The sequence below is a fragment of the Micromonospora sp. NPDC023814 genome (assembly GCF_040639595.1).
In the GTDB taxonomy this organism is placed as follows: domain Bacteria; phylum Actinomycetota; class Actinomycetes; order Mycobacteriales; family Micromonosporaceae; genus Micromonospora.
Genome location: NZ_JBFAAF010000030.1, coordinates 58,943 through 85,046 on the forward strand (window position 1 = coordinate 58,943; position 26,104 = coordinate 85,046).

Genomic DNA, 26,104 nt, shown 5'->3' on the forward strand with positions numbered 1-26,104 from the left:
CCCTGCACCGCGACTAGGAGGTGCTGAGGTTCGGCTGCTCGTATGAGGCCATCGCCGACTCGACCTGCTCGGCCACCACGATCCGCAACCGCCGCGACGAATTGGTGAACCCGCCGCCCAGATCAAAGCAATCGCGATCGACGCCTACGACCGCATCGTCGGCCTGCTGCTCGACGACCTCGCCTTCGACGGGTGCATCACCAAGGCCCCCGGCGGCGGCGAGGTCGCCGGCAGGTCCCCGGTCGACCGCGGCAAGCAAGGCATGAAACGCTCCACGATGGTCGAGGCCCGCGGTATCCCGCCGGGACGCGTCCTGACCGGCGCCAACCGCCACGATTCCCCGCTGCTGGAACCCACCCTCGAGTAACTCGAAGACCACGGCCCAGCCACGTCTCCCGGTCGGCGGCGTGCAGGTCCCGCAGCTTCGAGTTGGTCCAGCCGAGAGTCTGCTTGAACATGCGGATGGTGTGCTCGGTGTCGCTTCTACGTCTCGCCGAAGTAGCCCTCCTCCTCGCCGAGCAGCAGCGGAACGTCGTACACCGACATGTCCGGGCGAGCCCGGACGGCCTTGACCCGATGGCGCCACCGCTGGTGCTCGAACGCCACGTCCGCCTCGATCTCCACCACCACCGTCGGCTCCACCTGCACGTACTCCAGCGGTTCCGGCCGGTCCAGTTGCCCCGACCAGGACGCCGGCAACGGCTGCGGCCACGGATGCGCCACGGCGGCCCGCCGGTGCGGCGGCGACCGCGGCGGAGACAGGATTGCCCCGAACTCCTGCCGTCGCTCGGCGTTGAGCGGGTGCGTGCGGCCGGTGTAGCGGAGCCGGCCCATCCGGTCGAACCGGCCCAGCAGCAGCGTGTCCGCCTCGCGCAGGCTGCCGGTCACCCCGCCGATGATCGCCTCGGTGACGATTCGGGTGCGGTACTTCGACCAGCCGCGGCGGCCGGGCTGGTACCGGCCGACCAGGCGCTTGCTGACCACACCCTCGATGCCCGCCGCGACGGTCCAGTGCATGAGCCAGTCCCCCACCTGCCGCATGTCGGCCGTCTGCGGAGTCAGGGTCAACTGCGCTGGGACGTCGGCGAGCAGCAACTCCAGCCGAGCCCGCCGTTGCGACAGCGGCAGATCGAGGATCACCCGACCGTCGACGTCCGCGAGCAGATCGAACAGCACGTAGTGGGCGGGGCAGTCGTAGGCCAGCCGCAGCACGCCGCGGCCGGCCGCGACACGCCGCTGCAGCTGCGCGAAGTTCGTCCGGCCACGCTCCCACACGACCAGTTCACCGTCGAGCACCACGCCCGGCGGCATGGACGCCCGAAGCGTGCGGGTGATGTCAGGGAAGTACCTGGTTAAGTTCCGGCCGGCCCGCGACTGCAGGTACACATCGTCGGCCTCGCGGAAGGCGATACACCTCCACCCGTCCCACTTCGGCTCGTGCACAAGGCCCGGGCCCTCCGGCACCACGTCGACCGGCGCCGCGAGCATCGGCGCGACCGGGCGACGCAGCACCGGCTCCGCTCCGGCCCTCGCCCGCGGGCGGGCGGGAGTCACCTCCAGTCCCGACCACGCCGGCCGCGCGCCCCACTCATCCCCACCCCCACGTCATCGTGGGAGAGACACGGACCGCCTCGGGCCCAGATCCGCGACAACGAATGCGCCAGCGGGCGGTCGCAGCGCGCTTGACGCTGGGTCAGGCGCCACGTGCGAGCGGAGAGTCTCGCCGCAGCTACCGACGGGCGGCACCTGGGGCGACGCGTTCAGTTGGATATCGGCTGCAGCCGGCAGCGCCTGCCCGCTCGGGGGAACGGAGTCTCACGCGCCGCGTCGCGTGCTCGTGGTGGACGTACCGTCGGAGGGTGGACGTGCTGCTGCGCGGCGGGCCGGGTGACGGACAGGTGGTGCCCGGCGGCGGGGAGACCGTCGTGTGGCAGGCCTGCCTCTACGAGATCACGACCGAGTACGGTCACGGGCGCGGCCGGGACCTGCGGGTCTACCGGCACCGCCCGGACTGTTGCGAGCCGTACGGCCGAGGCGCCGAAGACCGCTGCGAGTGACTTACCTCCGCTGGTTCGCTACCCTACCCCGCCACGTTATCGAACATGCGTACGATCACCGCGGATGAGGAGGTCCGGCGGTGGTGGAACGGGATCTGGGGGCGCTTGGCGCGCCGGGACGTGTTGCTCATCCGCCGGACGCGCTGGACGGTGGTCGCCCGCACCGGTGACAGCGAGACGGGCAAGGTGCTGCGGTGGGAGTTCGAGACGGAGCCGGAGGCGTTGCGCATGGTGGATCGCCGGCTGCGCATTATGGGTACGCCCAGAGGCTCTGCCGCACCGCCGAGAACGTGGCCTGCCTGCCGTACACGAGCATCTGATCCGTAGTCGGAACCGGGCAAAATATCTCTATCGTGAGCTTAGACTCCTATAACGTACTGGCTCAGCGGCTCTCCGTCCACACGGAGGGCTTTTCGGGAGTGGTGGCGTTCTTGTTCCGCCAGTGACTCCGGCTGCCAGGCCGTGGGTCTCAGCCTCGGGCGACGGAGGCCAGCACGCAGTTGTTGGTCAGGTAGACGACGAGGGTGATGGTGTCGATCTCGCGTTCGCGCAGCCAGGCGAGGAGGTCGGCGCCGGCGAACACGGTGCCGTACTGCTTGACGACGGACTTCCACTCGCCCGTGCGGCGGCTCTCGACCTCCGGTGCAGCTGAAAGCCGGGCTGGGTCGGGTTGAACACGGGTGCGTCCTCGCCCATCGTGTGCTGCACCGCGACAACGGGAACGCCCACGGAGGTGGCCGCATCGATCACGTGCGTGATCTGCGGCAGCGACTCGGCGTGGGGCGGGTACTGGATCTCCAGCGGGCCGCCGCCGAAGTAGTCCTGCTGCACGGCGAGCCTGACGGCCCGATCGGCCCGATGGCAGGGCCGATCGGCGCCGCGTCGACTGGGCCGATCCTCGGTCAGTCCGCGGCGGACGGTTCGTCGCCGACCGCGAGGGCGCGCAGCGGGACGGGCTTGACCGGCGCCTGAGCGGTGAACGCGCCGACCTGTTCCGGCCCCCGGCCGGTCAGCGTGGAGATGAGCTGGCAGAGGCCCGGCTGGCAGGACCGCCCCTGGCACAGGCCCATCCCGGCGCGGGTCACCAGCTTCACGGCGTTCGCGGTGGCGAGGTGCGGATTGGCCCGCAGCGCGCGGCGCACGTCGCCGGCCCGCACCTCCTCGCACCGGCAGAGCACGGTGTCGTCGGTGACCAGGCTGCCCAGGGCCGCCCGGTCCGGCGCGAACCGGTCGAGCACCTGCGTGACGAAGCGTCGCCGGCGGCGCAGCTCCCGGCGGACCGGGCGGGCCAGCGTGACGGCCCGGTGCTCGTCGAGCAGCCCCAGGTCGCGCAGCACGCCGAGGGCGGCGAGCCGGCCCTCGACCTCCGCCTGCTCGGCGCCCGCGACGCCGGTCAGCTCGCCGGCCACCGCGATCTGAGGCACCGAGGTCCGCAGCCACTCGTCGTGCCGGACCACCCAGCCGCCCGCGGGGGAATCCCAGGTCACCGCGCAACCGGCCTGCCGGGCCAGCTCGACGGAGGGGACGAAGCCGTACCCCAGCGCCAGCACGTCGCAGGGAACGTCCCGGTCGGTCCCGGGCACCGGCAGCCCCGTGGGGCCGACCTCGGCGAGGGTCACCGTGGTCAGGTCCGGGTCGCCGGCGGCACGGCGGACCACCGTGCCGAACCGGACGGGCACGCCCGCCCGGTGTAGGACGCGCAGCGCGTCGACACCCTCGGCGATCTTGCTTCCCGCGCCCGCCACGGCGGCCAGCCCGGCCGGTCCGGGCAGGAGGTCGCGGCGACGCTGGATCAGCGCGACCTCGACCACCCGGGCGCCGGCCCGAACCAGTTGGGCAGCCACGACCAGCAGCAGCGGGTGGCCCCCGGCCAGGACGAACCGGCCGCCCGGCAGCAGGCCCTGTGCCTTGACGAACGTCTGCACACCGCCCGCCGTGAGCACTCCCGGCAGGGTCCAGCCCGGAAACGGCACCGGCAGGTCGTACGCGCCGGCGGTGAGCAGCACCGCCCGGGGTTCGAGCAGGCGGACCCCGGCCGGACCGTGCGTGGCGACCCGGTAGCGGCCCGGCGGGGGCTGGTCGCCGGCGTACCCGTCGAGGCCGGCCCGGGTGCCGAGGACGCCCCACACCGTGGTGTCGGCGAGCCACCGGACGCCGGGAGCGGCGGTGGCCTCGGCCAGGAGCGCCCAACCGGCGGAGGACGATCCGGCCGGCGGGGTGAACCCGGCCGGCGGTTGGCGGTAGATCTGCCCGCCCGGCTGCTCCTGCTCGTCGACGACGGTGACGGCGGCGCCGTGCCGGCCGAGGGTGGCGGCGGCGGCCAGCCCGGCTGGGCCGGCGCCGACCACCACCACGTCGGGCGCGCTCACCGGGGCACCGCCGTGCGGACCCGCATGCCGGCCCGCACCCGGATCAGGCAGGAACGCTGGCAGGGCACGTCGTCCACCGTCACGACGCACTCGAAGCAGATCCCCATGTTGCAGTAGGGCGCCCGGCGGGCGCCACCGCGCGTGGTGCCAACGGACCGCTCACCGGCGGCGAGCAACGCGGTGGCCAGCGACTCGCCCGGGTGGGCGGGAACGGTCCGCCCGTCCACCTCGATGGTGACCGGCTCGGGTCGGCCCATCGGGGTGCGCCTCGGCGCGTCCGGAGGGTTCGACGGGCGGTGTTCAGACAAAGTTCAGCGCTCCGAAGCGGGAGGGTGAGTAGTCCTCGATCGACCGGTCGGTCTCGCCGGTCACGACCATGCCGGCGAGGAGCCGGGCGTAGGTGAGGCCGAGGGTGAAGGCCGAGCCGCCGGTGGCGACGAACAGCCCGGGCCGGCGCGGGACCGCGCCGATCAACGGCAGGTGGTCCGGGGTGAGCGTGGTCATGCCCGTCCACGTCCGGATCACCGGCAGGTCGAACACCGCCGGGACCACCCGGGCGGCGTCGGCGTTGCCGACCAGCGACTCGTACCGCAACTCCGGGTTGGTCTCCAGGTCGACCTGTCCAGCCCGGCTGACCAGCTTGGCCGGCCATCCGCCACCGATCAGCACGTTGCCGTCCTCGGTCTGCTTCATCGACAGTCGTCGGCCGACGTGCTGGATCAGGTGCGGCAGGAACGGCCGGCTGCGGGCGGTGGCGCTCACCGTCAGCCCGACCGGGAAGACCGGCAGCCGGACGTCGGCCATCGAGGCCAGCTCGGCGGTCCAGACCCCGCCGGCGAGCACCACCGTGTCGGCCAGGTGGGTCTCCCCGGCGGTGTCCCCGGGCCCGATCCCGGTGCGCAGTTCCCAGTGCCGGCCGCGCCGGTGCAGCCCGGCGACCCGGCAGCCGGTACGCAGCACGGCGCCGTATCGGCCGGCGGCCCGGGCCAGCGCCGGGGTGACCAGCCGGGGGTTGGCCTTGCCCTCGCCGGGCACGTGACCGGCGGCGAGCACGGTGTCCGCCAGGTACGGCGCGAACCGGCGCAGCTCCGGGCCGGAGAGCACGGCGACGTCGAGGCCGTACTCGCGTTCCAGGGCGGCCTTCCGGTCCAGCACGGCGATCTCCGCCGGGGTCTCGGCGAGCATCAGCCCGCCGGTGCGGGACACTCCGCACCGCTCACCGAGCTCGTCCTCGACGGTGGCCCAGGCCCGCATGGCGTCCAGGTGCAGCGGGAGCGCGCGGGCCGCCGCGCGGGCCCCGTCGTCGCCGTGCTCGACCATCCGGAACTCCAGCTGGAAGTGCAGGCTGCCCGCGTTCTGCCCGGAGGCGTGCCGGTTGACCTGGTCCTTCTCGACGAGCAGGACCCGGTTGCCGGCGCGGGCCAGGTGCCAGGCGGTCGCGCAGCCGAGCAGACCGCCGCCGATGACCGCCGTGTCGTACGAAGTCATGGGAGCAGGTCGAGCTGGGTCATGGTGGCCCGGACGCGGTCCTGTTCGGCGGGGGTCAGCGGGAGCAGCGGCGCGCGGACGTGACCGGCCGGTACGCCGCGCAGGGTGAGCGCGTACTTCATGATCGCCTGCGCGTTGCCGAACCGGGCGCCGTAGTCCGGCCCGAACCAGTCCTCCATGATCACCCGGTCGCGGGCGCCGAGGACCCGAGCCCGGTCGAGGTCCCCGGCGCGCAGGGCGCGGAAGAAGTCGGGGTGGTCGGCGCCGAGCACGGCGCCGGCTCCCATCAGCCCGTCGCCACCGATCGTGGTCATCAGCTCGATGCCGACCTCGTTGGTGGGGATGCCGAAGTAGCGCACGCGGTGGCGCAGGGCGACGAGGCTGCGGACGAATCCGCCGAAATCCGGGGTGGAGTTCTTGACCGCCACCACGGTGTCCAGCCCGCTCAGCTCCGACAGCAGGTCGGCGTCCAGGTCGACGCCGGTGCCACGGGGCCAGTTGTAGACGCAGAGCGGCAGGTCGACCGCCTCGGAGACGGTCCGGTAGAAGGCCACGATCTCCGACCGGGTGGGCACCACGTACGGCGGCGGGGTGAGCAGGATGCCGTGCAGGCCGGCGTCCCGGGCGGCCTCGGCGTGCCGGATCGCCTCCGCCGGCGTGTACGCGTTGCAGCCGCCGAGCACCGTGAGGCGGTCGCCGACCCGTTCGGCGGCCATCCGGAACAGCGCGGCGCGTTCCTGTTCGGTGAGGCTGAACCACTCGCCCGTGGTGCCCCCGACGATGATCCCGTGCAGCCGCTCGGCGGCGAGCCAGTCCAGTTGGACGCGCCAGGCGGCGAGGTCCAGCTCGCCGGTGGCGGTGAACGGGGTGGTGACGGCCGGCAGGTAGCCGAACCAGTCGACGCTGTCGCGGTCCACTGCGGGGTCCTTTCGACGGGCGGCGTCGTACCGCCCGCGTGCGCGACGCGGGCCGGGTGACGTGCCGGGTGGGTCAGGGGGTAGGCGGGGTGACCGCGATGATAAGCCGGGCCCGCTGGTTGCTGGCGTTGCGATAGAGGTGGGGCAGCCGGGAATCGAAGGTGATCGCCTCGCCGGTACTCAGCACGTACTTCTCGCCACCGATCTCGGCGACGACCTCGCCGGTGACGGCGATCGCGCACTCGGTCGACGGGTGCGCCCACGGCTCGCCGGAGCTGGAGTCGCCGGGCGCCAGCTCGGCTTCGAGCACCTCCAGGTCGCCCCGCCCCGGGGTGAGCCGGTCGTAGGCGATCTGCCCGGGGGGAGCGGCGAGCCGGGTCCGCGAGCCGGGCCGGCTGATGTGCACCAGCGGCGCGTCCGGCTCGGAGAACAGCGCCGCGATGGAGGTGTCGAAGACCTTGGCGAGCTTACGCAGGGTGGCCAGGCTGGGGTCTGTGGCGCCGTTCTCGATCTGGCTGAGCAGGGCGGGCGAGACGTCGGCCGCGGCCGCGAGCTGGCGCAGCGTGAGGGAGTGCTGCTGGCGCAGGTCGCGGAGCTGGTCACCGAGCATGCGTCTTTCCTCGTTCCAAAACAGTGTGGCTAGAAATGTTTGACGCAACTATACGCCCCTGTCTAGCATGGTCAAACACAAGGCGAACGTGTTTGGCGTAACTAGACAAGCGACGTCGGGGTGCGAACCGGACAGGAGTCCCGTCCGGATACATCCAACCTCATGACGGTCTACGGGCGAAGCCCCGCGAGCCGCCATCGGTTGGCACCGGCCCCCGACCTCGGCGTCACCGGCGACGTCGGCGCGACAACCCCAGAGCCCGTCCCGCGCGGGCCGGCCCATACGAAGGTAGGAACAGCATGTCGGTGTCCCCTCGCCGGCTCCGCGTCGGAGCAATCGCTCTGGCGGCGCTGGTCACAGCCTCCAGCACCGCGTGCAGCGCGGGCGGCAGCGGAGGAAACGGTAGCGGTGGTTCGGCCAAGACCCTCACCGTCAACACCTCGTTCGTCCTCAAGACGCTCGACCCCGGCCGGATCTACGAGGCGACCGGCCTCACCGCCGTGCACTCCCTCTACGACACCCTGCTGACCTTCAAGGGCTCGGACGTCAGCAAGCCCGTCCCGGCGCTGGCCGAGTCGTACGAGGCCTCCGCCGACGCGAAGACCTTCACCTTCAAGCTCCGCGAGGGGGTGAAGTTCTCCGACGGCAGCCCGCTGACCGCCGACGACGTGGTCTTCTCCCTCAACCGGCTGAAGAACGTCAAGGCCAGCCCGGCGGTCATGGTCAGCGGCCTCACGGTCGCCAAGACCGACGAGCGGACCGTGGTGGTCACCTCGGCGACCGCCGACCCGAACATCCCCGTGGTCCTCGCGATGCCCTCGACCGGCGTGGTCAACTCCAAGGTCGCCAAGGAGAACGGCGCGACGGACGCCGCGGACGCCGCGAAGACCGACACCGCCCAGCAGTACCTCGACAAGAACTCCATCGGCAGCGGCCCGTACGTGCTGAAGTCGTACGACCCGTCGGCGCAGGTGGTACTGGAGGCCAACCCCAACTACTGGGGCACCAAGCCAGAGTTCGGCCGGGTCGTGCTGCGCAACATGGACGTGCAGACCCAGAAGCTGACCATGCAGCGGGCCGGCGGCTCCGAGATCGCGCTGGACATCTCCGGCAAGCTGCTGGAGGGGCTGCCGGACACGCTGAAGACCTCCGCCATGCAGGACACCGTCTACTTCCTCTTCCTCAACGCCGACCCGGCCGTCTCCGGGGTCACCTCGAACGCGAAGTTCAACCAGGCGCTGCGGGCCTCCATCGACTACCAGGGCATCGCCGGGCTGTACGGCAAGGGCGCCGCCCCCGGCGCCGGGCTGGTGGCCCCGGCCTACCCGGGCGCGCTGCCCGCCGGCGAGGAGTCGAAGCGTGACGTGGCGAAGGCCAAGGCGTTGCTCGCCGAGGCAGGGCTGACCAACCCCACCGTCAAGTTCAACTACCCGGCCATCACGTACAAGGGCGTCGACCTGGGCACGGTGGCGACCAAGGTGCAGGGCGACGCCGTCGAGGCCGGCATCAAGCTGGAACTGACCCCGCAGCCGCTGACCACGTTCCTCGACGAGATGCGTACGGGCAAGATGGCGCTCGGATTCACCCCGCAGAGCCTCAACTACCCGGTCGCCGACTCGCTGATCAACAACATGTCCCCCGGCCAGGCCACCGCGCTGCGCTCGGGCTGGACGGTGGAGCGGGCCGACCCGGCCGTCGTGGCCGCCGGCAAGAAGGTCACCGAGACCCTCGACCTGGCCGCCCGGGCCACCGCCATGCAGGAGTGGCAGCGGGCGATGAACGCCGCCTCGCCGTACGTCGTCCTGGCCAACAACTCCTCCACCGTCGTGGCGAGCAGCGACCTGACCGGCACCGACTACACCGCCGCGGGCTGGCAGGTCGACCTGGCCGCCGTCGGCCGGGAGTAACCATCTCATGACGACGACAGTCGACGACGCCGAGCCGGGCGCGGTCACCACGACCGCGTCCCGGCCTCGGCCGCACCGGTCGCTGCTGGTGTTCCTGGCCAAGCGGGTGGCGATCACGGCAGGCCTGCTGCTGGGCGTCACGATCGTGACGTTCGGCCTGGTCACCGTGGTGCCCGGCGACCCGGTCACGGCCAACCTCTCCGACCAGGCGCTCAACGACCCCGCGACGGTGGCCGCGTTCCGCGAGAAGTGGGGCCTGGACCAGCCGCTGTACGTGCAGTACCTCCAGTACCTGGGCAACCTGCTGACGGGCGACCTCGGCATCTCCCAGCAGACCGGCCGCACCGTGACCGACGACCTGTTGCAGTACGTGCCGGCGACCATGGAACTGGCCATCCCCACCATGGTGCTGGCGCTGCTGATCGGCACCGGGATCGGCATGCTCGCCGCCGTCCGCAACGGCCGGATCACCGACCAGCTGATCCGCGTCGGCGCGCTGCTCGGCCTGTCCACCCCGCCGTTCTGGCTGTCGCTCGTCGTGCTCTACGTGTTCTTCTACCAGCTCGGCCTGGCGCCCAGCGGCGGCCGGCTCTCCACCGACTTCAGCCCGCCGCCGACGGTGACCGGGATGTACACCGTCGACGCCGCCCTCGCCGGTCAGTGGGACGTCGCCTGGGACGCCGCCCAGCACCTGGTCCTGCCGGTGCTCGTGCTGACCAGCCTGACCGTGGCGATGCTGGTCCGGTTCGTCCGCTCGTCCATGCTGGAGGTGCTCCAGCAGGACTACATCCGGGCCGCGTACGCCAAGGGCCTGCCCGCCCGGGTGGTGTTCCGCCGGCACCTGTTGCGGGCTGGGCTGGTCCCGGTGATCACCGTCTCCGGTCTGGCCTTCGCCTCGCTGCTCTCCGGCACGGTGCTGGTGGAGAACATCTTCGGCTGGCCGGGCCTCGGCCAGTACGCGTACCGCAGCGCGACGGCGCTGGACCTGCCCGCGATCCTCGGCGTCAGCCTGTTCGTGGCGCTGGTCTACACGCTGGTCAACCTCGCCGTCGACCTGCTGTACGGGCTCATCGACCCGAGGATCCGGCTGTCATGACCACACTCGCACCCGACACCATGGCCCCCGACCCGAAAGCGACCGACGCGGTGGCCCGGCGCCGGTTCCTGGGCCGGCTGCGCGGACGTTCCACCGGGCGGCCGATCTGGCGGCAGCCGATCGCCGTGGCGGCCCTGGTCATCCTCGGAGGGTGGCTGCTGATGGCGCTGTTCGCCCCGGTCGTCGCGCCGTACGACCCGTTGGCACAGAGCCCGGACGCGTACGCCCCGCCGTCGGGCACGCACTGGTTCGGCACCGACTCCCTCGGCCGGGACGTGTTCAGCCGGGTGATCCACGGCTCCCGCCTGTCGATCCCGCTCGCGCTCGCCATCGTCTCGCTCGCCCTGCTGATCGGCGGTCTGCTCGGCCTGGTCGCCGGCTACGTGGGACGGTTCGTCGACGAGGCGCTGATGCGCCTGACGGACCTGGTCTTCGCGTTCCCGCAGATCATCCTGGCGATGGCGGTGACCGCCGCGTTCGGGCCCAGCACCCGCAACGCCGTCCTCGCGCTGGTCATCGTCTCCTGGCCCGTCTACGCCCGGGTCATCCGCAGCGCCGTGCTGACCATGCGCGGCGAGGACTACCTCAGCGCCGCCCGGCTGCTCGGCATCGGGCCGGTCCGCGCGCTGCGCCGCGACGTCCTGCCCAACAGCGTGGGGCCGGCGATCGTGCTGGCCACCCTGGAGCTCGGCAACGCCGTGCTGCTGCTGTCCGCGCTGTCCTTCCTCGGCCTCGGCCCCCGCCCACCGGCGGCCGAGTGGGGGTCGATGGTGGCGCTCGGCTCACAGGACCTCTCCATGTGGTGGGTCAGCGTGTTCCCCGGCCTGGCCATCCTCACCGTGGTGATGGCCTTCAACGTGCTCGGCGACGCGCTGCGCGACCGGATCGACCCCCGCTACGCGAAGGGACGCTGAGAATGCGACCGCTGCTCGAAGTCGACTCCCTGGCCGTCACCCTGCCCGGCCCCACGGGGCCGCTGCCGATCCTGCACGACGTGTCGTTCACCGTCGGTGAGGGCGAGATGGTCGGCATCGCGGGGGAGAGCGGGTGCGGCAAGAGCCTCACCGCGCAGACCCTGCTCGGGCTGCTGCCCGCCGGTGCCAAGGTCACCGGGTCGGCCCGGTTCGACGGGACCGAACTGCTCAGCCTCGACACCAGGCGCTGGCAGAAGGTGCGCGGCGCCGGCATCGCGATGGTCTTCCAGGACCCCACCGCGGCGCTGCACCCGATGCTCACAGTGGGCCGGCAACTGACCGAACACATGCAGGTCCACCTGGGCCTGGACCGGCGGGCGGCGGACCGGCGGGCGGTGGAACTGCTCGACCAGGTCCGCATCCCCGACCCGCAGCGGGCGGTGCGGGCGTACCCGCACCAGTTCTCCGGCGGCATGCGGCAGCGGGCGGCCATCGCGATCGCCCTCGCCGCCCGCCCCCGGCTGCTGATCGCCGACGAGCCGACCACCGCGCTCGACGTGACGGTGCAGGCCGGCATCCTCGCGCTACTGGACCAGTTGCGCGCCGAGACCGGGCTGGCCGTCGCCTTCATCACCCACGACCTCGGAGTGCTCAGCGCGCTCACCACCCGCGGGTACGTCTTCTACGCCGGGCGGGTGGTGGAGACCGGCCCCACCGGAGCACTGCTCACCGCGCCGCGCCACCCGTACACGGCCGCGCTGCTCGGCGCCCGCCCGCACGGCACCCAGGCCGTCGGCACGCTGCGTCCCATCCCGGGCGGGCCGCCGACGCCGGGGCAGGCACCGCCCGGATGTCCGTTCCAACCCCGGTGCGGGTACGCCGAGCCGTCCTGCGGCACCGCGCCTCCCCCGCTGTCCCCCGCCGGCACCGACCGGTCGGTGGCCTGCGTGGTCCGTCCGCACCTGGAGGTGGCGGCATGAACGAGCCGGTCGGGTCGGGCAACCTGCTCGAGATCAGCGACGTCGAGGTGGAGTACAAGCCGCGGGGCCGGGGGCCGGTCCGGGCCGTGGCCGGGGTGAGCCTGGAGGTGGCGCCCGGCCAGATCGTCGGCCTGGTCGGCGAGTCCGGCTGCGGCAAGTCGTCGCTGGCCCGGGTGGCGGTCGGGCTGGCCGCGCCGAGCGCCGGGACGATCCGGTTCGCCGGCCGCCCGATCACCCCGCTCGGCTGGCGGCGCCGGCCGGTGCCGGAGGTCGGGCTCCAGATGGTCTTCCAGAATCCGTACGCGTCGCTGAACCCCCGGCGCACCATCGGCGCGCAGCTCCTCGACGGGGTGCCGGACACGGTGACCGGCGCCGCCCGCCGGGCGAGGGTCGCCGACCTGCTGGACCGGGTCGGCATGCCGGCCGGGGCCGCGGAGCGGTACCCGCACCAGTTCTCCGGCGGCCAGCGGCAGCGGCTCGCCATCGCGCGGGCGCTCGCGCCGGAACCCCGGATGATCATCGCGGACGAGCCGGTCACCGCGCTGGACGCGTCGTCGCAGGCGCAGGTGGTCAACCTGCTCGTCGGGCTGGTCCGGGACCTGGACATGGGCATGCTGTTCATCTCGCACGACCTGTCCCTGGTGCACGAGATCGCCGACGTCACGGCGGTGATGTACCTGGGCCGGATCGTGGAGACCGCGCCCACCCGTCAGTTGTGGTCCTCGCCCCGGCACCCGTACAGCCGGGCGTTGATCGACGCGGTGCCGCAGATCGGCCCGCACCCGCAGCTGCCCAGGACGCTCGCCGGGGAGGTGCCCGACCCGGCGCACGCGCCGGTCGGGTGCCGCTTCCGGCCGCGTTGCCCGCACGCCTTCCGGCCGTGCGGCGAGCAGCCGCCCACGCTCGACCTCGGCGGCCGCAGCGCCGCCTGCTGGCTCAACGACCCCACGGTGGCGCCGACCACCGTGCCCGCCGCGTAGAGGACACCGCATGCACATCCCCACCGAACAGGTCCTGGTCAACCTCGCGCTCTACGACGGCGTGCGGGACGACGTCCAGCGCGACAGCGGCGTCTGGATCGGCGCCGACGGCACGATCCGCGCGGTCGGCCCGGTCGACGACATCCTCGCCGAGGCCGGCGGCGCCCGGGTGGTCGACCTGCACGGCGACCACGTCATGCCCGGCCTGACCAACATGCACGTGCACCTCTCGCTCGGCCTGCCCGGCCACTTCGGCGACGAGGTGCACCGGTCGAACCTGGCCGAGCTGGTGCTGCTGATGGCCGACTCGGCGCGGCGGACCCTGCACTCCGGGGTCACCACCGCCCGGCTCGTCGGCGAGAGCCGCTACGCCGACTTCGCCCTGCGCAAAGGGATCGAGCGCGGCGCGGTGGACGGTCCGCGGATCTTCACCGCCGGGCATGCCCTCTGCTGCACCGGGGGGCACGGCTGGGAGGCCGACGCCCTGGAGGCCGACGGGGCGGACGGGTTCCGCCGGCTCACCCGGCAGCAGATCCGGGCCGGCGCCGACCTGATCAAGGTGTGCATCTCCGGCGGCATCGCCGGCGAGTTCGAGTCGATCGACACCCCACAGCTGCTCGACGACGAGCTGGCAGCGGTGATCCGGGTGGCGCACGACTGGGGACGCAAGGTCACCGCGCACGCCGGCCCGGCCGAATCGGTGCGCCGCGCCGTGGAACTCGGGCTGGACTGCGTCGAGCACGGCTACGAGCTGACCGACGAGGTGACCCGGTTGATGGCCGACCGGGGCGTCTGGTACGTCCCGACCATCGTGGTCAGTCGCTGCGAGCAGTTCTTCCGCGACGCCGGCGTGCCGGGCTGGCTGATGGACCGCGCCCTGTCCGCCGGGCCCCGGCACTGGGAGAGCCTCCAGCACGCCATCCGCAACGGGGTGCCGATCGCGCTGGGCAGCGACATGCCACCGCACGTCGGCTACGACGAGACGACCGCGACCGTGCGTGAGCTGGAGTTCATGGTGGACGCCGGAATGCCCGTCGCCGACGCGCTGAAGTCCGCCACCATCCGCCCCGCGCAGTGGCTGGGCCAGGCCGACACGCTCGGCAGCGTCGAGGTGGGCAAGCACGCCGACCTGCTGGTCCTGCGCGACGATCCCACCCGCTCGGTGTCCGCGCTGCGCACCCTGCACGCGGTGCTCAAGGGTGGCGTCTCCTACCGCGACGACCACGGCCGTCTCGGCGTCGCCCGATGACAACGATCACCGAGGTCGCCGACGGGTACCTCGACGCGCTCGCCGAGCTGGACCCGGAGGCCGCCGAGGCGGCGGGTCGTACGCCCGACTCGCACTTCGCGGACCTCTCCCCCGACGGCTTCGCCGCCCGCGCGGAGCTGGCCCGCCGCACCGCCACGGCGGCGGACGGCGCCGGTGTCGACGGCACGGCCCAGCGGGCCCTCGCCGGCGCGCTGATCGACCGGCTGGCCAGTGAGGTCGACCTCTACGACGCGGGCTTCACCACCCGGCTGCTCGCCCCGCTGGCGACGCCGGTGCACCTGGTCCGGCAGGTCTTCGACAACCTGCCCCGCAACATCGCGCAGGACTGGGCGGTCGTCGCCGCGCACCTGCGCCGGGTGCCCACGGCCCTCGGCCAGTACGCCGAGACGCTGCGCTGGTCGGCCCGGCGGGGGCACCTGGTCGCCCGCCGGCAGGTGCTGGCGGTCGCCGACCAGTGCACCGCCTGGGTCACCTCCGACGACTTCTACGGCCGGCTGGTGGCCGGGTGTCCGGACGGGCCGCTGGCCGGGGAGCTGGCCGCCGGGGCCCGCTCGGCCGCCGCCGCGACGGCGGACTTCGCCGCGTTCCTGCGTACCGAGCTGGCGCCACGGGCCACCGACGTCGACGGCGTCGGCCGCGGCCTGTACGCCGTCACCGCGCGCAGCTTCCTCGGCGCGACCGTCGACCTGGACGAGCTGTACGCGTACGGCTGGGAGGAGCTGGCCCGGACCGCCGCCGCGCAGCGCGCGATCGCCGCCGAGCTCGGGTACCCGGACGTGGCGGGCGCACGGGCCGGGCTGGACGCCGACCCCGCCGGCCGGGTGCCGGTCGGGCCCGACCTGGAGGAGTGGCTGCGGGAGCGCACCGAGCGGCTCACCGACGCCCTGGACGGCCCGCACTTCGACATCCCGGCCGCCACCCGCCGGGTGGTGTGCCGGATCAGCCCCGCCGCCTCCGGGGTCATGTACTACACCCCGCCCGACGCCGGGTTGACCCGCCCGGGCGGGATCTGGTGGTCGACGCCCCCCGGCGAGTCGACGGTGCCGGTGTGGCGGCACGTCGGGACGCTCTGCCACGAGGGGCTGCCCGGGCACCACCTCCAGCACGCGATCACCCTCACCACCGTCGACCTGCACCCGTGGCAGCGGTCGCTGTGCCAGGTGCACGGGTACGCCGAGGGCTGGGCGCACTACGCCGAACGCCTCGCCGACGAGCTCGGCCTCTACGCCGGTCCCGCCGAGCGGCTCGGGATGCTCGACGGGCAGATGTGGCGCGCCGCCCGGGTGGTCATCGACCTCGGCCTGCACCTGGACGTGCCGATCCCGGCCGGGACCGGCTTCACCGACGCGCGCCGGTGGACCCCCGAGCTGGCCGTGGACTTCCTGGTCCGCGTCGCCGGGCTGGACCCGGCGACCGCGCGGTTCGAGGTCGACCGGTACCTCGGCTGGCCGGCGCAGGCGTTGGCCTTCAAGGCCGGGGCGCGGCTCTGGCAGCAGGCCCGCCGGGAGGTCGAACGGCGCGAGGGCGCCGGGTTCGACCGCAAGCGGTTCCACCAGCGGGCCCTGCGGCTCGGGCCGATGGGGCTCGATCCGCTGCGCGCCCGCCTCGCCGAGCTCTCCTGATCCGCCCCCGACACCCCCGTCCGCCCCGACCGGAAGCGAGCCCCGATGACCGTTGACGATCTCACCGCCGCCATCACCGACATGTACCGGTCGTTGGGCGACCGGGCGGCGTTCGACGCCCGGCTGCACCCCGAACTGACGATCTGGGAGTCCGACGCACCCGACCTGCTGGACGGTCTGGCCGCCCTGGACGACCTGCGGGACCGCCGGGCGGCGGCCCGGGGACCGGCCGCGCCCCCGACCTCGGTCGCCCCCGAGCAGTTCCGGGCCGAGGCGTGGGAGGACACGGGCCTGGTCCGCTACGTCCTGCGGGCCCGGTACGCGACCGGGCAGTCGGACGGCTGTTTCCGGGTGACGGACGTGCTGCGCCGCGACGAGCGGGGCTGGCGGATCGTGCACCACCACGCTGAGGCCCTCCGTTGAGCGGCGAGGAACCGGTCACCGACCTGTACGACCTGCGGGTCGTGGTGGAACGGATCGAGGGCCGCTCCGTCTGCGGCCTCCAGCCGGGCGACCACATCGACCTGACCGAGTCGAGCCGGCTCACCATCCCCACCGGCCGGCACTTCTGCCTCTACGCCCTCGCGGCGTGCCTGCCGCTGCTGCCGGCCAAGCAACGTCCGTTGCCGCCGGAGGACTGGCTGGCCCGGGACTGCCACGTGGCCTGCCCGGATCCGGACGAGCGGGTCATCCTGCGGATCGAGCGGACCGCCCGGCGACAGATCCCGACTGGAGAACTCACGTGAGCACCGACGAAGGGCGCCGGCTGGTCGGCATCGGACTCCAGTCCGACAAGAGCGCCGACGAGTACGCCGCGCTGGCCGAGCTCGCCGAAGGGCACGGCTTCGACGTGCTGTCGGTCTTCGGTGACCTGATGTACCAGCCGCCGTTCTTCCCGCTGCTGGTGGCCGCGCGGCACACACGACGGATCCGGCTCGGGTCGGCCTGCCTCAACCCGTTCACCATGCATCCGGCGGAGATCGCCGGGCAGGTCGCGGCGCTGGACCTGGCGTCGAACGGGCGGGCCTACCTCGGGCTGGCCCGGGGCACCTGGCTGGATCAGATCGCGGTGCCGCAGGCCCGGCCGCTGCGGCGGATCACCGAGACCGTCGACGTGGTCCGGCTGCTGTTGTCCCGCGACGACGGGGGCTTCCAGGGCCGGGAGTTCACCGTGGCGCCCGGTACCGCCCTGCGCTACGCCCCGGTCCGCGCCGACGTGCCCGTCCTGGTGGGGACGTGGGGTCAGCAGACCGCCCGGACGGCCGCCGCGTTCGCCTCGGAGATCAAGGTTGGCGGTTCGGCCAACCCGGCGATGGCCAAGACGATGCGGGCCTGGCTGGACGACGCCGCGCCCGCCGGTCGGACCGGTGACGAGGTCGGCGTGGTGCTCGGCGCCGTGACCGTGGTGGACGAGGACGGCGCGCTGGCCCGTCGGGTGGCCCGTACGGAGGTGGCCATGTACCTCGCCGTGGTCGCCGCCCTCGACCCGAACGTCGACATCGATCCGGAGCTGCTGTCGCGGATCCAGCAGCACGTCGCCCGCCAGGAACACGACCTCGCCGGCGCGCTGATCGGCGGGGACCTGCTCGACCTGTTCGCCTTCTCCGGCACCCCGGAACACGTCGCGGCGCAGGCCGCGGCGGTGTTCGATGCCGGGGCCACCCGGGTGGAGTTCGGCACCCCGCACGGTCTGACCCCGGCGGGCGGTGTCGACCTGCTCGGCCGCCGGGTGCTGCCGCTGCTGCGGGGGTGACGCCGTGGCGGGGGTGGGCATCGACCGGCCCGCCCCCGCCACGGGCTTCTCCGTTCCCCCGCCAGCGCGATGGGACGGGACCACGGTCGGCCGCCGGCGACTGTGTGGCGTGTCAGCCATTCACCGCTGTTGACCGATGTTGATCTATATGCCATACCCCCATATTTACGCATCGCGGAAAATGGCGGAAACCTCCCCTTTCGGATTCAGGCACGGCCCGCAACCGAGGCGTGACACTGGAGCCTGCACGAACGCCCCCGGAGCCCGGCTCGTTATCCGTTGGACCAGTGCTGGAGTTGTTTCTGGTCCGGAAGTTAGCGGCAGGCCCGGACGCCCGCCCCACCACCGTCACCGACATCTCGCCGTCGCCCGCACCCGCCAGGCCCGCGGCGAATCCGTCACTGCCATCGCCCGGCACCTCGGAGTCGGCCGCTCCACCCTCTACCGGGCGCTGCAACCCTCCGACCAGGCGATTACGGCTAGCGCCGGATCCAGCGCCGTTGGTCCTCAAGGGCCGTATCGTCAGCGGGTGGCGGGCGGTTGTGGTAACGGTCGACAATTGGTTCATGACCATGCGTGGCGGCAAGCGGTGGTGGATCGTCGGGGCGGCCCTCGGGCTGGTGGCGTTCGCGCTGGGTGGGTTCCTGGCGCGGGCCGGGCTGGTGAACGCGGACCGGTGGGCCAGCGTGATCGGGGTGTTCCTGAACATCGCCGGCCTGGTGGTGGCCGTGTGCAGTGTGGTCCAGGCCCGCCGGTCCCGGCAGATCGGGACCGCGGAACGGCCATCGGAGAGGGTGCAGAACACGATCCGCGACGGTGAGGTCGCCGGGCCTGCGCTGCTTGGCCGGGATATGCAGCAGGTGAGCCTGGCCGGTGACCCGCTTGCGCCTGCTGCTCCCGCAGGCTCGGATAGCCCAGCGACGCCCGCCGGTGGGGGCCCGTCGGGGGATGTGGAGAACCGGGTCGAGGGCGGCACGTTTCACGGGCCGCTGATCATGGGCCGGGACATGCGCGATGTCGTACTACCCCCTCCGCCCGGCGGGCGGCAGGGCGGGGACGGGACCAGCCGGTGACCGACGCCGCTTCCGGGACGAGCCCGGGCGAGGTGTCGAACCGGATCACCGGTGGGGTGTTCTTCAGCGCGGTAGTGATGGGCCGCGACATCCAGGTGGTCCTACCCGCGCAGATCCGGCCCGCGTTGACCGGACTACCACCTGCTGCGGCGGTGTTCACCGGCCGTGACACTGCGGTGCAGACCCTACGGGAGGCGTTGCGGCCCGACCAGGCGGGCGGGACGCAGTTGGTGTCGGCGATAGCGGGAATGGCCGGGGTCGGCAAGACCGAACTGGTCCTACACACCGCCCACCAGAGCATCCGGGAGGGCTGGTTTCCCGGCGGGGTGTTGTTCGTCGACATGTTCGGCTACGACTCCGGACGCCGGCTGTCCGCCGCCGACGCCCTGGCAGGCTGGCTGAGCGCGATCGGGATTCCCGGCGAGCACATCCCGCCCACACAGCAGGACCGGTCCCGGTTGTGGCGCAGCGTCCTGGACGCCTACACCGGCCAAGGCCGGCGCCTGCTGCTGATCATCGACAACGCCGCCAGCGAGGGCCAGGTCACCCCGCTGCTACCCGGTGAAGACCGGATCCCGGTACTGGTGACCTCCCGGCACACCCTGGACATCGACGCCCGCCTGCACGACCTGGACGTGCTTGACCCGGTCGCGGCCGTCACCCTGATCAGTGAGGTCATCGCCGTCCGCCGCGGTCCCGGCGACCCGCGCTTGCAGACCGGCGGGCGTGCGGCGCTGGCCGACCTGGCAGGGCTGTGCGCCGGGCTACCCCTCGCCCTGCGGATCGTCGCCGCGCTGTTGGCCGACCGCCCCCACCTGCACCCGCAGGCCCTCGCCGGCCGGCTACGCGACGAGCAAGGCCGGTTGGACGGGCTGTCACGGCAGCAGGCCGCGGTCCGCGCCGCGTTCGATCTGTCCTACCAGCACCTCACTGACGCCCAAGCCAGGATGTTTCGGCTCCTGCCGGTCAACCCCGGCCCGGACGTCGCCACCACCACCGCCGCCCACCTCGCTGACCTACCCGAACCTCAGGCCAGCGTGCTGCTCGAAGACCTCCACCGCGCCCACCTGATCGCCGAACCCGCTGCGGACCGGTGGGGCATGCACGACCTCATCCGCCTGTACGCCGCCGACCAGGCCCCCACCATGAGCGACGAAACCGAACGGGCCCGGCGACAGCTGTACGGCTACTACCAGGACACCGTCCGCACCGCGAAAACCCATCTCGACCCGACCGTTCCGACCGACACCAGCGTGTTCGGTGACCGGGCACGGGCGCTGGTCTGGCTCGACGCCGAACACACCAACCTCATCGCCGCAGCCACCACCGCCCCCACCCACCACCTGGCCGACACCACCGTCGGCCTCGCGTCCGACCTCGCCCGGTTCCTGGACTTCCGCCGTCACTTCACCGACTGGATCACCATCACCACCCACGCTCGCGACATCTGCCAGCAGACTGGCAACCTGCACGGCGAAGGCCAGGCGTGGAACAACCTCGGCCTCGCTCTGCGCGAGGTGCGCCGGTTCGACGAGGCCATCACCGCCCACACCAAGGCCCGCGACATCCACCAGCAGACCGGCGACCGGCACGACGAAGGCGCGGCGTGGAGCAACCTCGGCGCCGCCCTAACCGAGGTGCGCCGGTTCGACGAGGCCATCACCGCCCACACCAAGGCCCGCGACATCTTCCAGCAGACCGGCGACCTGCACAGCGAAGGCGCGGCGTGGAGCAACCTCGGCCTCGCCCTGCGCGAGGTGCGCCGGTTCGACGAGGCCATCACCGCCCACACCAAGGACCTGAACATCTGCCAACAGACTGGCGACTTGCACGGCGAAGGCGCGGCGTGGAACAACCTCGGCGCCGCCCTAACCGAGGTGCGCCGGTTCGACGAGGCCATCACCGCCCACACCAAGGCCCGCGACATCTTCCAGCAGACGGGCGACTTGCACGGCGAAGGCGCGGCGTGGAACAACCTCGGCGTCGCCCTGCGCGAGGTGCGCCGGTTCGACGAGGCCATCACCGCCCACAGCAGGGCCCGCGACATCTTCCAGCAGACCGGCAACCTGCACGGCGAAGGCCAGACGTGGAACAACGTCGCCATCGCCCTGGCCGAGGTGCGCCGGTTCGACGAGGCCATCACCGCCCACACCAAGGACCTGAACATCTGCCAGCAGACTAACGACCTGCACGGCGAAGGCACGGCGTGGAGCAACCTCGGCCTCACCCTGGCTGAGGTGCGCCGGTTCGACGAGGCACGTGCCAGTTGGCAGCGAGCGGTGAACGCGTTCACCAGCACTGGTGACACCGACAGCGCGACCGCGGTCCGTGGATGGCTCGACGATCTACCCCCACCGGCCTGCCGGTAGCTTACGGACCAAAACAACTCCAGCACTGGTCCAACGGGATAACGAGCCGGGCTCCGGGGGGTGTCCCTATGGGTCTCGTCAAGCGGTGATCGGCGGTGTGGGGCGGGGCTGATGGGGGATCTTGTCGCGGAGCATGGCGAACAGGACGTCGCAGCGGCGTCGGGCGAGGCAGATGAGGGCGGCGTTGTGGCGTTTGCCTTGGGCGCGGTTGGGTCGGCCCGAGGCGCGGTGCCGGTCTTTCGACCGGCCCGTTTCCTCGGGCCGCCCGCCGAACCCGGCGTGCCCATCACTGAGCACCGGGCTCTCCACAAGCCGCGATGGGTCAGGTCGTCACTCAGCTTGCTGGGGTCCACGGCGTGGGGATCTTCGTGCCCCGGTAGCGGTAGCGGGTGGTCCGCACCTTGCCGGGATCGAAGAGCGTCATCTCGCCGTCAGCGGGCCACCATCCGCCGGCGCAGTAGCGTCGGCGGAGTTCCTTCCAGGTGATCTTTCGGTGTTTGCGTCGGATCCATCCCATCACCCGTTCCCAGGCGTACTTGGACAGGTATTGGAAGGTCGAGCTGGACACCCCTGGCCGGAAGTAGATGGCCCAGCCTCGCAGCACCGGGTTGAGCCGGTGCAGCAGAGCCTCCAGCGGGTGGTTGATGTTCTGTCGGCACATCGTCTTGACCTTGGCCGTGACGGCCTTGAGTGCCTTCTTGGCCGGATAGGTGTAGACGTAGTGCTGGTTGGTGCCTCGTTTCCGGTGACGCTGGATGCGCCAGCCGAGAAAGTCGAGACCCTCGTCGATATGGGTGATCAACGTCTTGGCCTCCGACAGGCGTAGACCCATCGGAACCAGGACCGCTTCGACCATGTCGCGCGCCTGATCGGCGTGCTCACGATCGCCGGACACCATCACCAGAAAATCGTCCGCATACCGCACCAGGCGGTAGTTGGCCTTGCCCTGACGACGGCGGCCCCGACGCTGCCACTCCGGCGTGGCCGGACCGCCCGCGATCCGGGCGAAATACTCGTCCAGGATCGACAGGGCGATGTTGGCCAGCAGCGGTGACAGGATGCCGCCCTGCGGAGTTCCGGTATCGGTCTCCCTCAGATGCCGATCCTGCCCCAGGATGCCCGCCTTCAGGAATGCCTTCACCAGGATCAGCACGCGCTTGTCCGCGATGCGTGCCCGCACCCGGTCCATCAGGGCCGGATGCGAGATCTCATCGAAACACGCCGTGATGTCGCCCTCGACCACCCACTCGTAGGAGTGGCTGGCCAGATGGCGAGCCTCAGCGATCGCGTCGTGCGCCCGGCGTCCGGGGCGAAACCCGTAGGAACACGGGAGAAAGTCCGCCTCGAAGATCGGCTCCAACACCAGTTTCAGGGATGCCTGGACCACCCGGTCGGCCGTGGTGGGGATGCCCAGACGGCGCAGCTTGCCGCCCGCCTTGGGGATCATCCTCTCCCGGACCGGAACCGGTTGGAAACTGCGCTGTTTCAACTGCTGGCGCAGCTGGCCGAGGAATACCTCGCCCCCTTGCTCGGCCTCGATGTAGCGGGCGGTCTTGCCGTCCACTCCGGCCGTGCGGGACCCCTTGTTTCCCCGCACCCGATCCCACGCCACCACGAGGAAGGCGGGATCGGCGACAAGGTTGTAGAGATCATCAAACCGGTGCTGAGGGTCACCGGTCGCCCATCGGTGCAGCTTGGCCTGGATCTCCAGTACCCGGCGTTCGGCTGCCGTGAACGACGGCCATAGCAACGTCGGCGCGTTGGTGTTCACCCACGGCCTCCTGGCATTCCAGTCTCCTCGTTGCTGACTTGCTGGTCTCCTTCGCCATGTGCGCCGCTCTCCGACGCTCGGACTACTACGAGACCTCCGCCCCACCCCATGGCCCTCGGTCGGCAACGGACCTGCCCGCCGCCCGGCTGGTAACCAGGCGGGTAGGGCGACCTGAGATGGTTCCCACGTTCACCACGCGATCGATCGGTCAGGGCGGCGCCCAGCTCTACTCCGGCAGCTTCCCCGCGGTTACGCCGCAGACCTTCACCGCGGTCACCCGACCCATGTCCGAAGACATCGACCGAGAGGCGATTCCTCCGCAAAACAGGAACCGCGTACTGCGTCCGGCCCAGATCCACCAGGTTCGAGCCGGTACCACGCTTACGGAGCTTCAACCACTGGTTCACTCTCGTTACACCTTCTGACCTCGCTTGCCGAACCCGGGCCGTCTGGCAGTGCCGACCCGTCCCGGCGTTGTCGGGGCTGCTTCCCACCCTCCCCGGCGTTCCCCGGCTCAGGCTGCCCCCAGCTTCACCTCGCTGCTGCGACAGCGAAGAGGTGGCGGTCTCTCACCTCCACTCGATCGTGCAGCGCCTCGTGGCGCACTTTGCGGTCGTAGTAGGCGCGGCTGACGGGGTCGGCGAGGGCGGCGAACGCGGCGAGGAAGAAGGCGCGTTTGAGTTGTTTGTTGCCGCCTCGGGGAGGGTGTTCGCCGCGGATGCTGCTGCCGGAGCGGCGGGTGACCGGGGCCAGCCCGGCGTAGGCGGCCAGGTGCCCTGGGGTGGCGAAGGCGGTGCCGTCGCCGACTTCGAGCAGGATCCGGGCTGCGGTCCTGACGCCGATGCCGGGCATCGAGGTCAGGACCGGGGCAAGAGGGTGCGCATCGAGCATCCTGTCCACCTCGGCGGCGACCTGGTCACGTTGTTGCAGGACGTCACGCAGGCTGTCGGCTAGCCGGGGCAGGATCGTCTCGGCTGCGGCGGTGCCGGGAACAACGACGGTCTGCTCGTCGAGGGCGGCCATGATCCGCTCGACCAGGCGTTCGCCCATGCGGGGTGCGTTCTTGCCGGCGATCGACACCAGTTTGCGGCGGCCGGCCTTGCGCAGCCCGGCTGGGCCGCCGCACCGCGACAGCAGTTCGAGGACGGCCTTGTGCTGGATGTTCTTGCCGAACGCTCGTTCCAGTGCGGGGTGGATCTGGGTGAGCAGACCGCGAATCCGGTTGGTCAGCCGGGTGGCCTCGCGTTGACGGCAGGCAGGGCAGGTCGACGAGGTGCCGCGTTCGGCCGATCCTGCTACCCCAGGCCATGGACGTACTCCAGTTCCGCTCCAACGCCGGGCTGAGTGACGCGCCGGCTGCCGGGTAGCCGCCTCACCTTGGGTAGCGAGCGATTCGCGGAAGCGGATGCCCCGGCAGGCGGTGCACGTGTGACAGTCAGGGGGTGCGGGCGAGCAGCGCTGTGATCAGCTTGCTGGGCTCGGTGGTGGCCGGACGGTCGCTGACCTGCCCGTCGCCGATCTCGATGACCCGCCAGACTCCGTCGGCGCGTAGGGCAAGGTCCACCGTGATGAACGGCAGACCCAGTGCGGCGATCATCGGTGCGACCGCTTCAAGGTCCACGTCGAGGGGCGGGAAGTCGTTCGGGGTGTCCGGATGCGAACTGACCACGACGCAACCGCCGTTGACCCACCAGGTACGCGCCTCGGCGGAGGTGAATCGCTCATAGCGGCGTAGCACGAATCCGCCGACGAAGTCGTCCTCACGCAGGTGCCACAGGCGGCTTGCCACCTTCCAGGCCGTCTCGCCATCGGCAAGGTCGGGAATGAACGCCGCCTCGTGCCAGTAGTGCTTCATCGACTTGGTGTAGTCGCGCAGGACGGCCGGACCCGTGCCCAGCTCGACGCGCGCCCGATCGAAATCCGCTCGCATGACGCCTCTGGTCCACACTGACGCGGGGGTGAGCGCCGCCAAGGCGGCATACCAGCCGGGCAGCTCGTGGGCCCGCCGGTACTGCTCGGCGGAGGTTCGCAGCGTCACGCCGCGCCGGGCCAGCGCCTCAGCGAAGGCCGCATACTGCTCACTGCGCAGCATCCAGCCGCGGTAGACAGCCTCACCGCCGGCTGGCACCAACGCCACCGCCTGCTCCGCACGATCCGGCCTGGTCAGTGCGTCGTGGTCGACCACAGCCACGTCGAGCCCGGCCTCACGAGCGGCGACCGCCTCCGCCCTGAAGTGCTCGTCGGGACGGCGCGGTCGCAGTGGATCCGCAGGAACCAGCAGCATCACGCCCGTATCGTGCCCGACCCGGCCAGGAACCTCCATGCCATATTCCAGCCGCATCGCGATACACGGGGAGCGGCAGATCAGTGCGGAGCGACCATCACCGACTGTGACGAGCCAGCGCGCACGCAGGGCGGCTACCTATTGACTGATAGTACGACCGCAGCCAGGCCAGGCCTGGTCGAGGTGACCGGTGGGGTCGCTCTCATCGCGGCTGCCCACCGCAGGTTGGTGTGGCTCTCATCTGGCGTGCGCCCCGCCGGTCACCGCGGCGGAGAGAGGCTCAAGAGGGGACTGCCCAGCTCAAGGTAGCGCTGCCCTCCCGTCGACGAACACTGTCGGATCGAGGGAGGACACGATGGCCCGGGTCATCATCGGCGTGGACCCGCACAAGCGTTCCGCCACCATTGAGATCATCAACGCTCGGGAGAAGACAGTCGGGCAGGGCCGGTTCGGCACTGACCGCGACAGCTACCTGGCCATGCTGAGCGCCGGCCGCAAGCACAAGGACCGCCTTTGGGCGGTCGAGGGCTGCAACGGCATCGGCCGGCAGAGCAATGCTCGAAACCTGTGGATGAGCGTCGGGAGGCGTACCCTCCCGGCGACGCTCCATGTCCAAGGAATCGAGTAGAGCCCGCGCGCCAACG

22 protein-coding genes and 4 pseudogenes are annotated in these 26,104 nt (G+C 71.7%); 16 read left to right on the forward strand and 10 right to left on the reverse strand.

Features of this window, described 5'->3' with window-relative positions; all coding sequences use genetic code 11:
- Positions 1-17 precede the first annotated feature (17 nt).
- A pseudogene (locus AB0G14_RS18205) lies at positions 18-364 on the forward strand (IS5/IS1182 family transposase); the annotation flags it as partial.
- Between the two features lie 119 nt (positions 365-483).
- Here the strand turns inward: AB0G14_RS18205 and AB0G14_RS18210 are convergent.
- Positions 484-1,512: an ATP-dependent DNA ligase gene (locus tag AB0G14_RS18210; RefSeq protein ID WP_357698715.1), complete on the reverse strand. Its 1,029-nt coding sequence runs from the start codon at positions 1,510-1,512 to the stop codon at positions 484-486.
- 347 nt (positions 1,513-1,859) lie between these two features.
- On the opposite strand from AB0G14_RS18210, the gene AB0G14_RS18215 reads away from it, so the two are divergent.
- The gene (locus AB0G14_RS18215) at positions 1,860-2,057 is read left to right on the forward strand and encodes a hypothetical protein (protein WP_357698718.1); all 198 of its coding nucleotides are present in this window, start codon (positions 1,860-1,862) and stop codon (positions 2,055-2,057) included.
- Between the two features lie 902 nt (positions 2,058-2,959).
- Here the strand turns inward: AB0G14_RS18215 and AB0G14_RS18220 are convergent.
- From AB0G14_RS18220 to AB0G14_RS18240, 5 genes are all read right to left on the reverse strand, one after another.
- Positions 2,960-4,426, reverse strand: coding sequence for an NAD(P)/FAD-dependent oxidoreductase (locus AB0G14_RS18220; protein ID WP_357698720.1), 1,467 nt, complete (start codon positions 4,424-4,426; stop codon positions 2,960-2,962).
- Positions 4,423-4,683, reverse strand: coding sequence for a (2Fe-2S)-binding protein (locus AB0G14_RS18225; RefSeq protein WP_357462300.1), 261 nt, complete (start codon positions 4,681-4,683; stop codon positions 4,423-4,425). Before AB0G14_RS18225 ends, AB0G14_RS18220 begins: the two co-directional genes overlap by 4 nt.
- A gap of 43 nt (positions 4,684-4,726) precedes the next feature.
- Positions 4,727-5,914 (reverse strand): FAD-dependent oxidoreductase, encoded by a 1,188-nt coding sequence (locus tag AB0G14_RS18230; RefSeq protein ID WP_357698722.1) that lies wholly within the window; start codon positions 5,912-5,914, stop codon positions 4,727-4,729.
- Positions 5,911-6,831, reverse strand: a complete 921-nt coding sequence (locus tag AB0G14_RS18235; protein ID WP_357698725.1) for a dihydrodipicolinate synthase family protein — start codon at positions 6,829-6,831, stop codon at positions 5,911-5,913. Before AB0G14_RS18235 ends, AB0G14_RS18230 begins: the two co-directional genes overlap by 4 nt.
- A gap of 73 nt (positions 6,832-6,904) precedes the next feature.
- Positions 6,905-7,441, reverse strand: coding sequence for a helix-turn-helix domain-containing protein (locus AB0G14_RS18240; protein WP_357698727.1), 537 nt, complete (start codon positions 7,439-7,441; stop codon positions 6,905-6,907).
- 299 nt (positions 7,442-7,740) lie between these two features.
- On the opposite strand from AB0G14_RS18240, the gene AB0G14_RS18245 reads away from it, so the two are divergent.
- The 13 genes and pseudogenes from AB0G14_RS18245 to AB0G14_RS18305 all read left to right on the forward strand — a co-directional run bounded on the left by AB0G14_RS18245 (position 7,741) and on the right by AB0G14_RS18305 (position 21,405).
- On the forward strand, positions 7,741-9,348 hold the full coding sequence (locus AB0G14_RS18245; protein ID WP_357698729.1) for an ABC transporter substrate-binding protein: 1,608 nt from the start codon (positions 7,741-7,743) through the stop codon (positions 9,346-9,348).
- Positions 9,349-9,355: 7 nt separating this feature from the next.
- Positions 9,356-10,444 carry an ABC transporter permease gene (locus tag AB0G14_RS18250; protein WP_357462287.1) on the forward strand — a complete coding sequence of 363 codons (1,089 nt, stop codon included), beginning with the start codon at positions 9,356-9,358 and terminating at the stop codon, positions 10,442-10,444.
- Positions 10,441-11,358: an ABC transporter permease gene (locus tag AB0G14_RS18255; RefSeq protein WP_357698732.1), complete on the forward strand. Its 918-nt coding sequence runs from the start codon at positions 10,441-10,443 to the stop codon at positions 11,356-11,358. Before AB0G14_RS18250 ends, AB0G14_RS18255 begins: the two co-directional genes overlap by 4 nt.
- Positions 11,359-11,360: 2 nt before the next feature.
- Entirely contained in the window at positions 11,361-12,338 is a 978-nt protein-coding gene (locus tag AB0G14_RS18260; protein ID WP_357462284.1) for an ABC transporter ATP-binding protein, read from the forward strand.
- Positions 12,335-13,318, forward strand: a complete 984-nt coding sequence (locus tag AB0G14_RS18265) for an ABC transporter ATP-binding protein (protein ID WP_357698734.1) — start codon at positions 12,335-12,337, stop codon at positions 13,316-13,318. Before AB0G14_RS18260 ends, AB0G14_RS18265 begins: the two co-directional genes overlap by 4 nt.
- 10 nt (positions 13,319-13,328) lie before the next feature.
- Positions 13,329-14,567: an amidohydrolase family protein gene (locus tag AB0G14_RS18270; protein ID WP_357698737.1), complete on the forward strand. Its 1,239-nt coding sequence runs from the start codon at positions 13,329-13,331 to the stop codon at positions 14,565-14,567.
- Positions 14,564-16,210 carry a DUF885 domain-containing protein gene (locus AB0G14_RS18275; protein ID WP_357698740.1) on the forward strand — a complete coding sequence of 549 codons (1,647 nt, stop codon included), beginning with the start codon at positions 14,564-14,566 and terminating at the stop codon, positions 16,208-16,210. Before AB0G14_RS18270 ends, AB0G14_RS18275 begins: the two co-directional genes overlap by 4 nt.
- Positions 16,211-16,255: 45 nt before the next feature.
- Positions 16,256-16,633 carry a nuclear transport factor 2 family protein gene (locus AB0G14_RS18280; protein WP_357698742.1) on the forward strand — a complete coding sequence of 126 codons (378 nt, stop codon included), beginning with the start codon at positions 16,256-16,258 and terminating at the stop codon, positions 16,631-16,633.
- Positions 16,630-16,956 (forward strand): TIGR04076 family protein, encoded by a 327-nt coding sequence (locus tag AB0G14_RS18285; protein WP_357698745.1) that lies wholly within the window; start codon positions 16,630-16,632, stop codon positions 16,954-16,956. The genes AB0G14_RS18280 and AB0G14_RS18285 overlap by 4 nt, the downstream gene beginning before the upstream one ends.
- A complete protein-coding gene (locus AB0G14_RS18290; RefSeq protein WP_357698747.1) occupies positions 16,953-17,963 on the forward strand; it encodes an LLM class flavin-dependent oxidoreductase in 1,011 nt (336 codons plus the stop codon). Before AB0G14_RS18285 ends, AB0G14_RS18290 begins: the two co-directional genes overlap by 4 nt.
- Before the next feature lie 181 nt (positions 17,964-18,144).
- Positions 18,145-18,405: pseudogene (locus tag AB0G14_RS18295) on the forward strand (hypothetical protein); the annotation flags it as partial.
- A gap of 124 nt (positions 18,406-18,529) precedes the next feature.
- Positions 18,530-19,036: a hypothetical protein gene (locus tag AB0G14_RS18300; protein WP_357698750.1), complete on the forward strand. Its 507-nt coding sequence runs from the start codon at positions 18,530-18,532 to the stop codon at positions 19,034-19,036.
- A complete protein-coding gene (locus AB0G14_RS18305) occupies positions 19,033-21,405 on the forward strand; it encodes a tetratricopeptide repeat protein (RefSeq protein WP_357698753.1) in 2,373 nt (790 codons plus the stop codon). Before AB0G14_RS18300 ends, AB0G14_RS18305 begins: the two co-directional genes overlap by 4 nt.
- 78 nt (positions 21,406-21,483) lie before the next feature.
- On the opposite strand, the pseudogene AB0G14_RS18310 reads toward AB0G14_RS18305, so the two are convergent.
- From AB0G14_RS18310 to AB0G14_RS18325, 4 genes and pseudogenes are all read right to left on the reverse strand, one after another.
- A pseudogene (locus tag AB0G14_RS18310) lies at positions 21,484-21,612 on the reverse strand (IS110 family transposase); the annotation flags it as partial.
- A 127-nt stretch (positions 21,613-21,739) separates the two neighbouring features.
- Positions 21,740-23,176, reverse strand: coding sequence for a group II intron reverse transcriptase/maturase (gene ltrA / locus AB0G14_RS18315; protein ID WP_357698755.1), 1,437 nt, complete (start codon positions 23,174-23,176; stop codon positions 21,740-21,742).
- Positions 23,177-23,707: 531 nt separating this feature from the next.
- Positions 23,708-24,418, reverse strand: a pseudogene (locus tag AB0G14_RS18320) (transposase); the annotation flags it as partial.
- Between the two features lie 193 nt (positions 24,419-24,611).
- Entirely contained in the window at positions 24,612-25,460 is an 849-nt protein-coding gene (locus AB0G14_RS18325) for an ATP-grasp domain-containing protein (RefSeq protein WP_357698773.1), read from the reverse strand.
- Between the two features lie 355 nt (positions 25,461-25,815).
- Here AB0G14_RS18325 and AB0G14_RS18330 point away from each other — a divergent pair, with 355 nt between their 5' ends.
- Entirely contained in the window at positions 25,816-26,088 is a 273-nt protein-coding gene (locus AB0G14_RS18330; protein WP_357698758.1) for a hypothetical protein, read from the forward strand.
- The last annotated feature ends 16 nt before the right edge of the window (positions 26,089-26,104 follow it).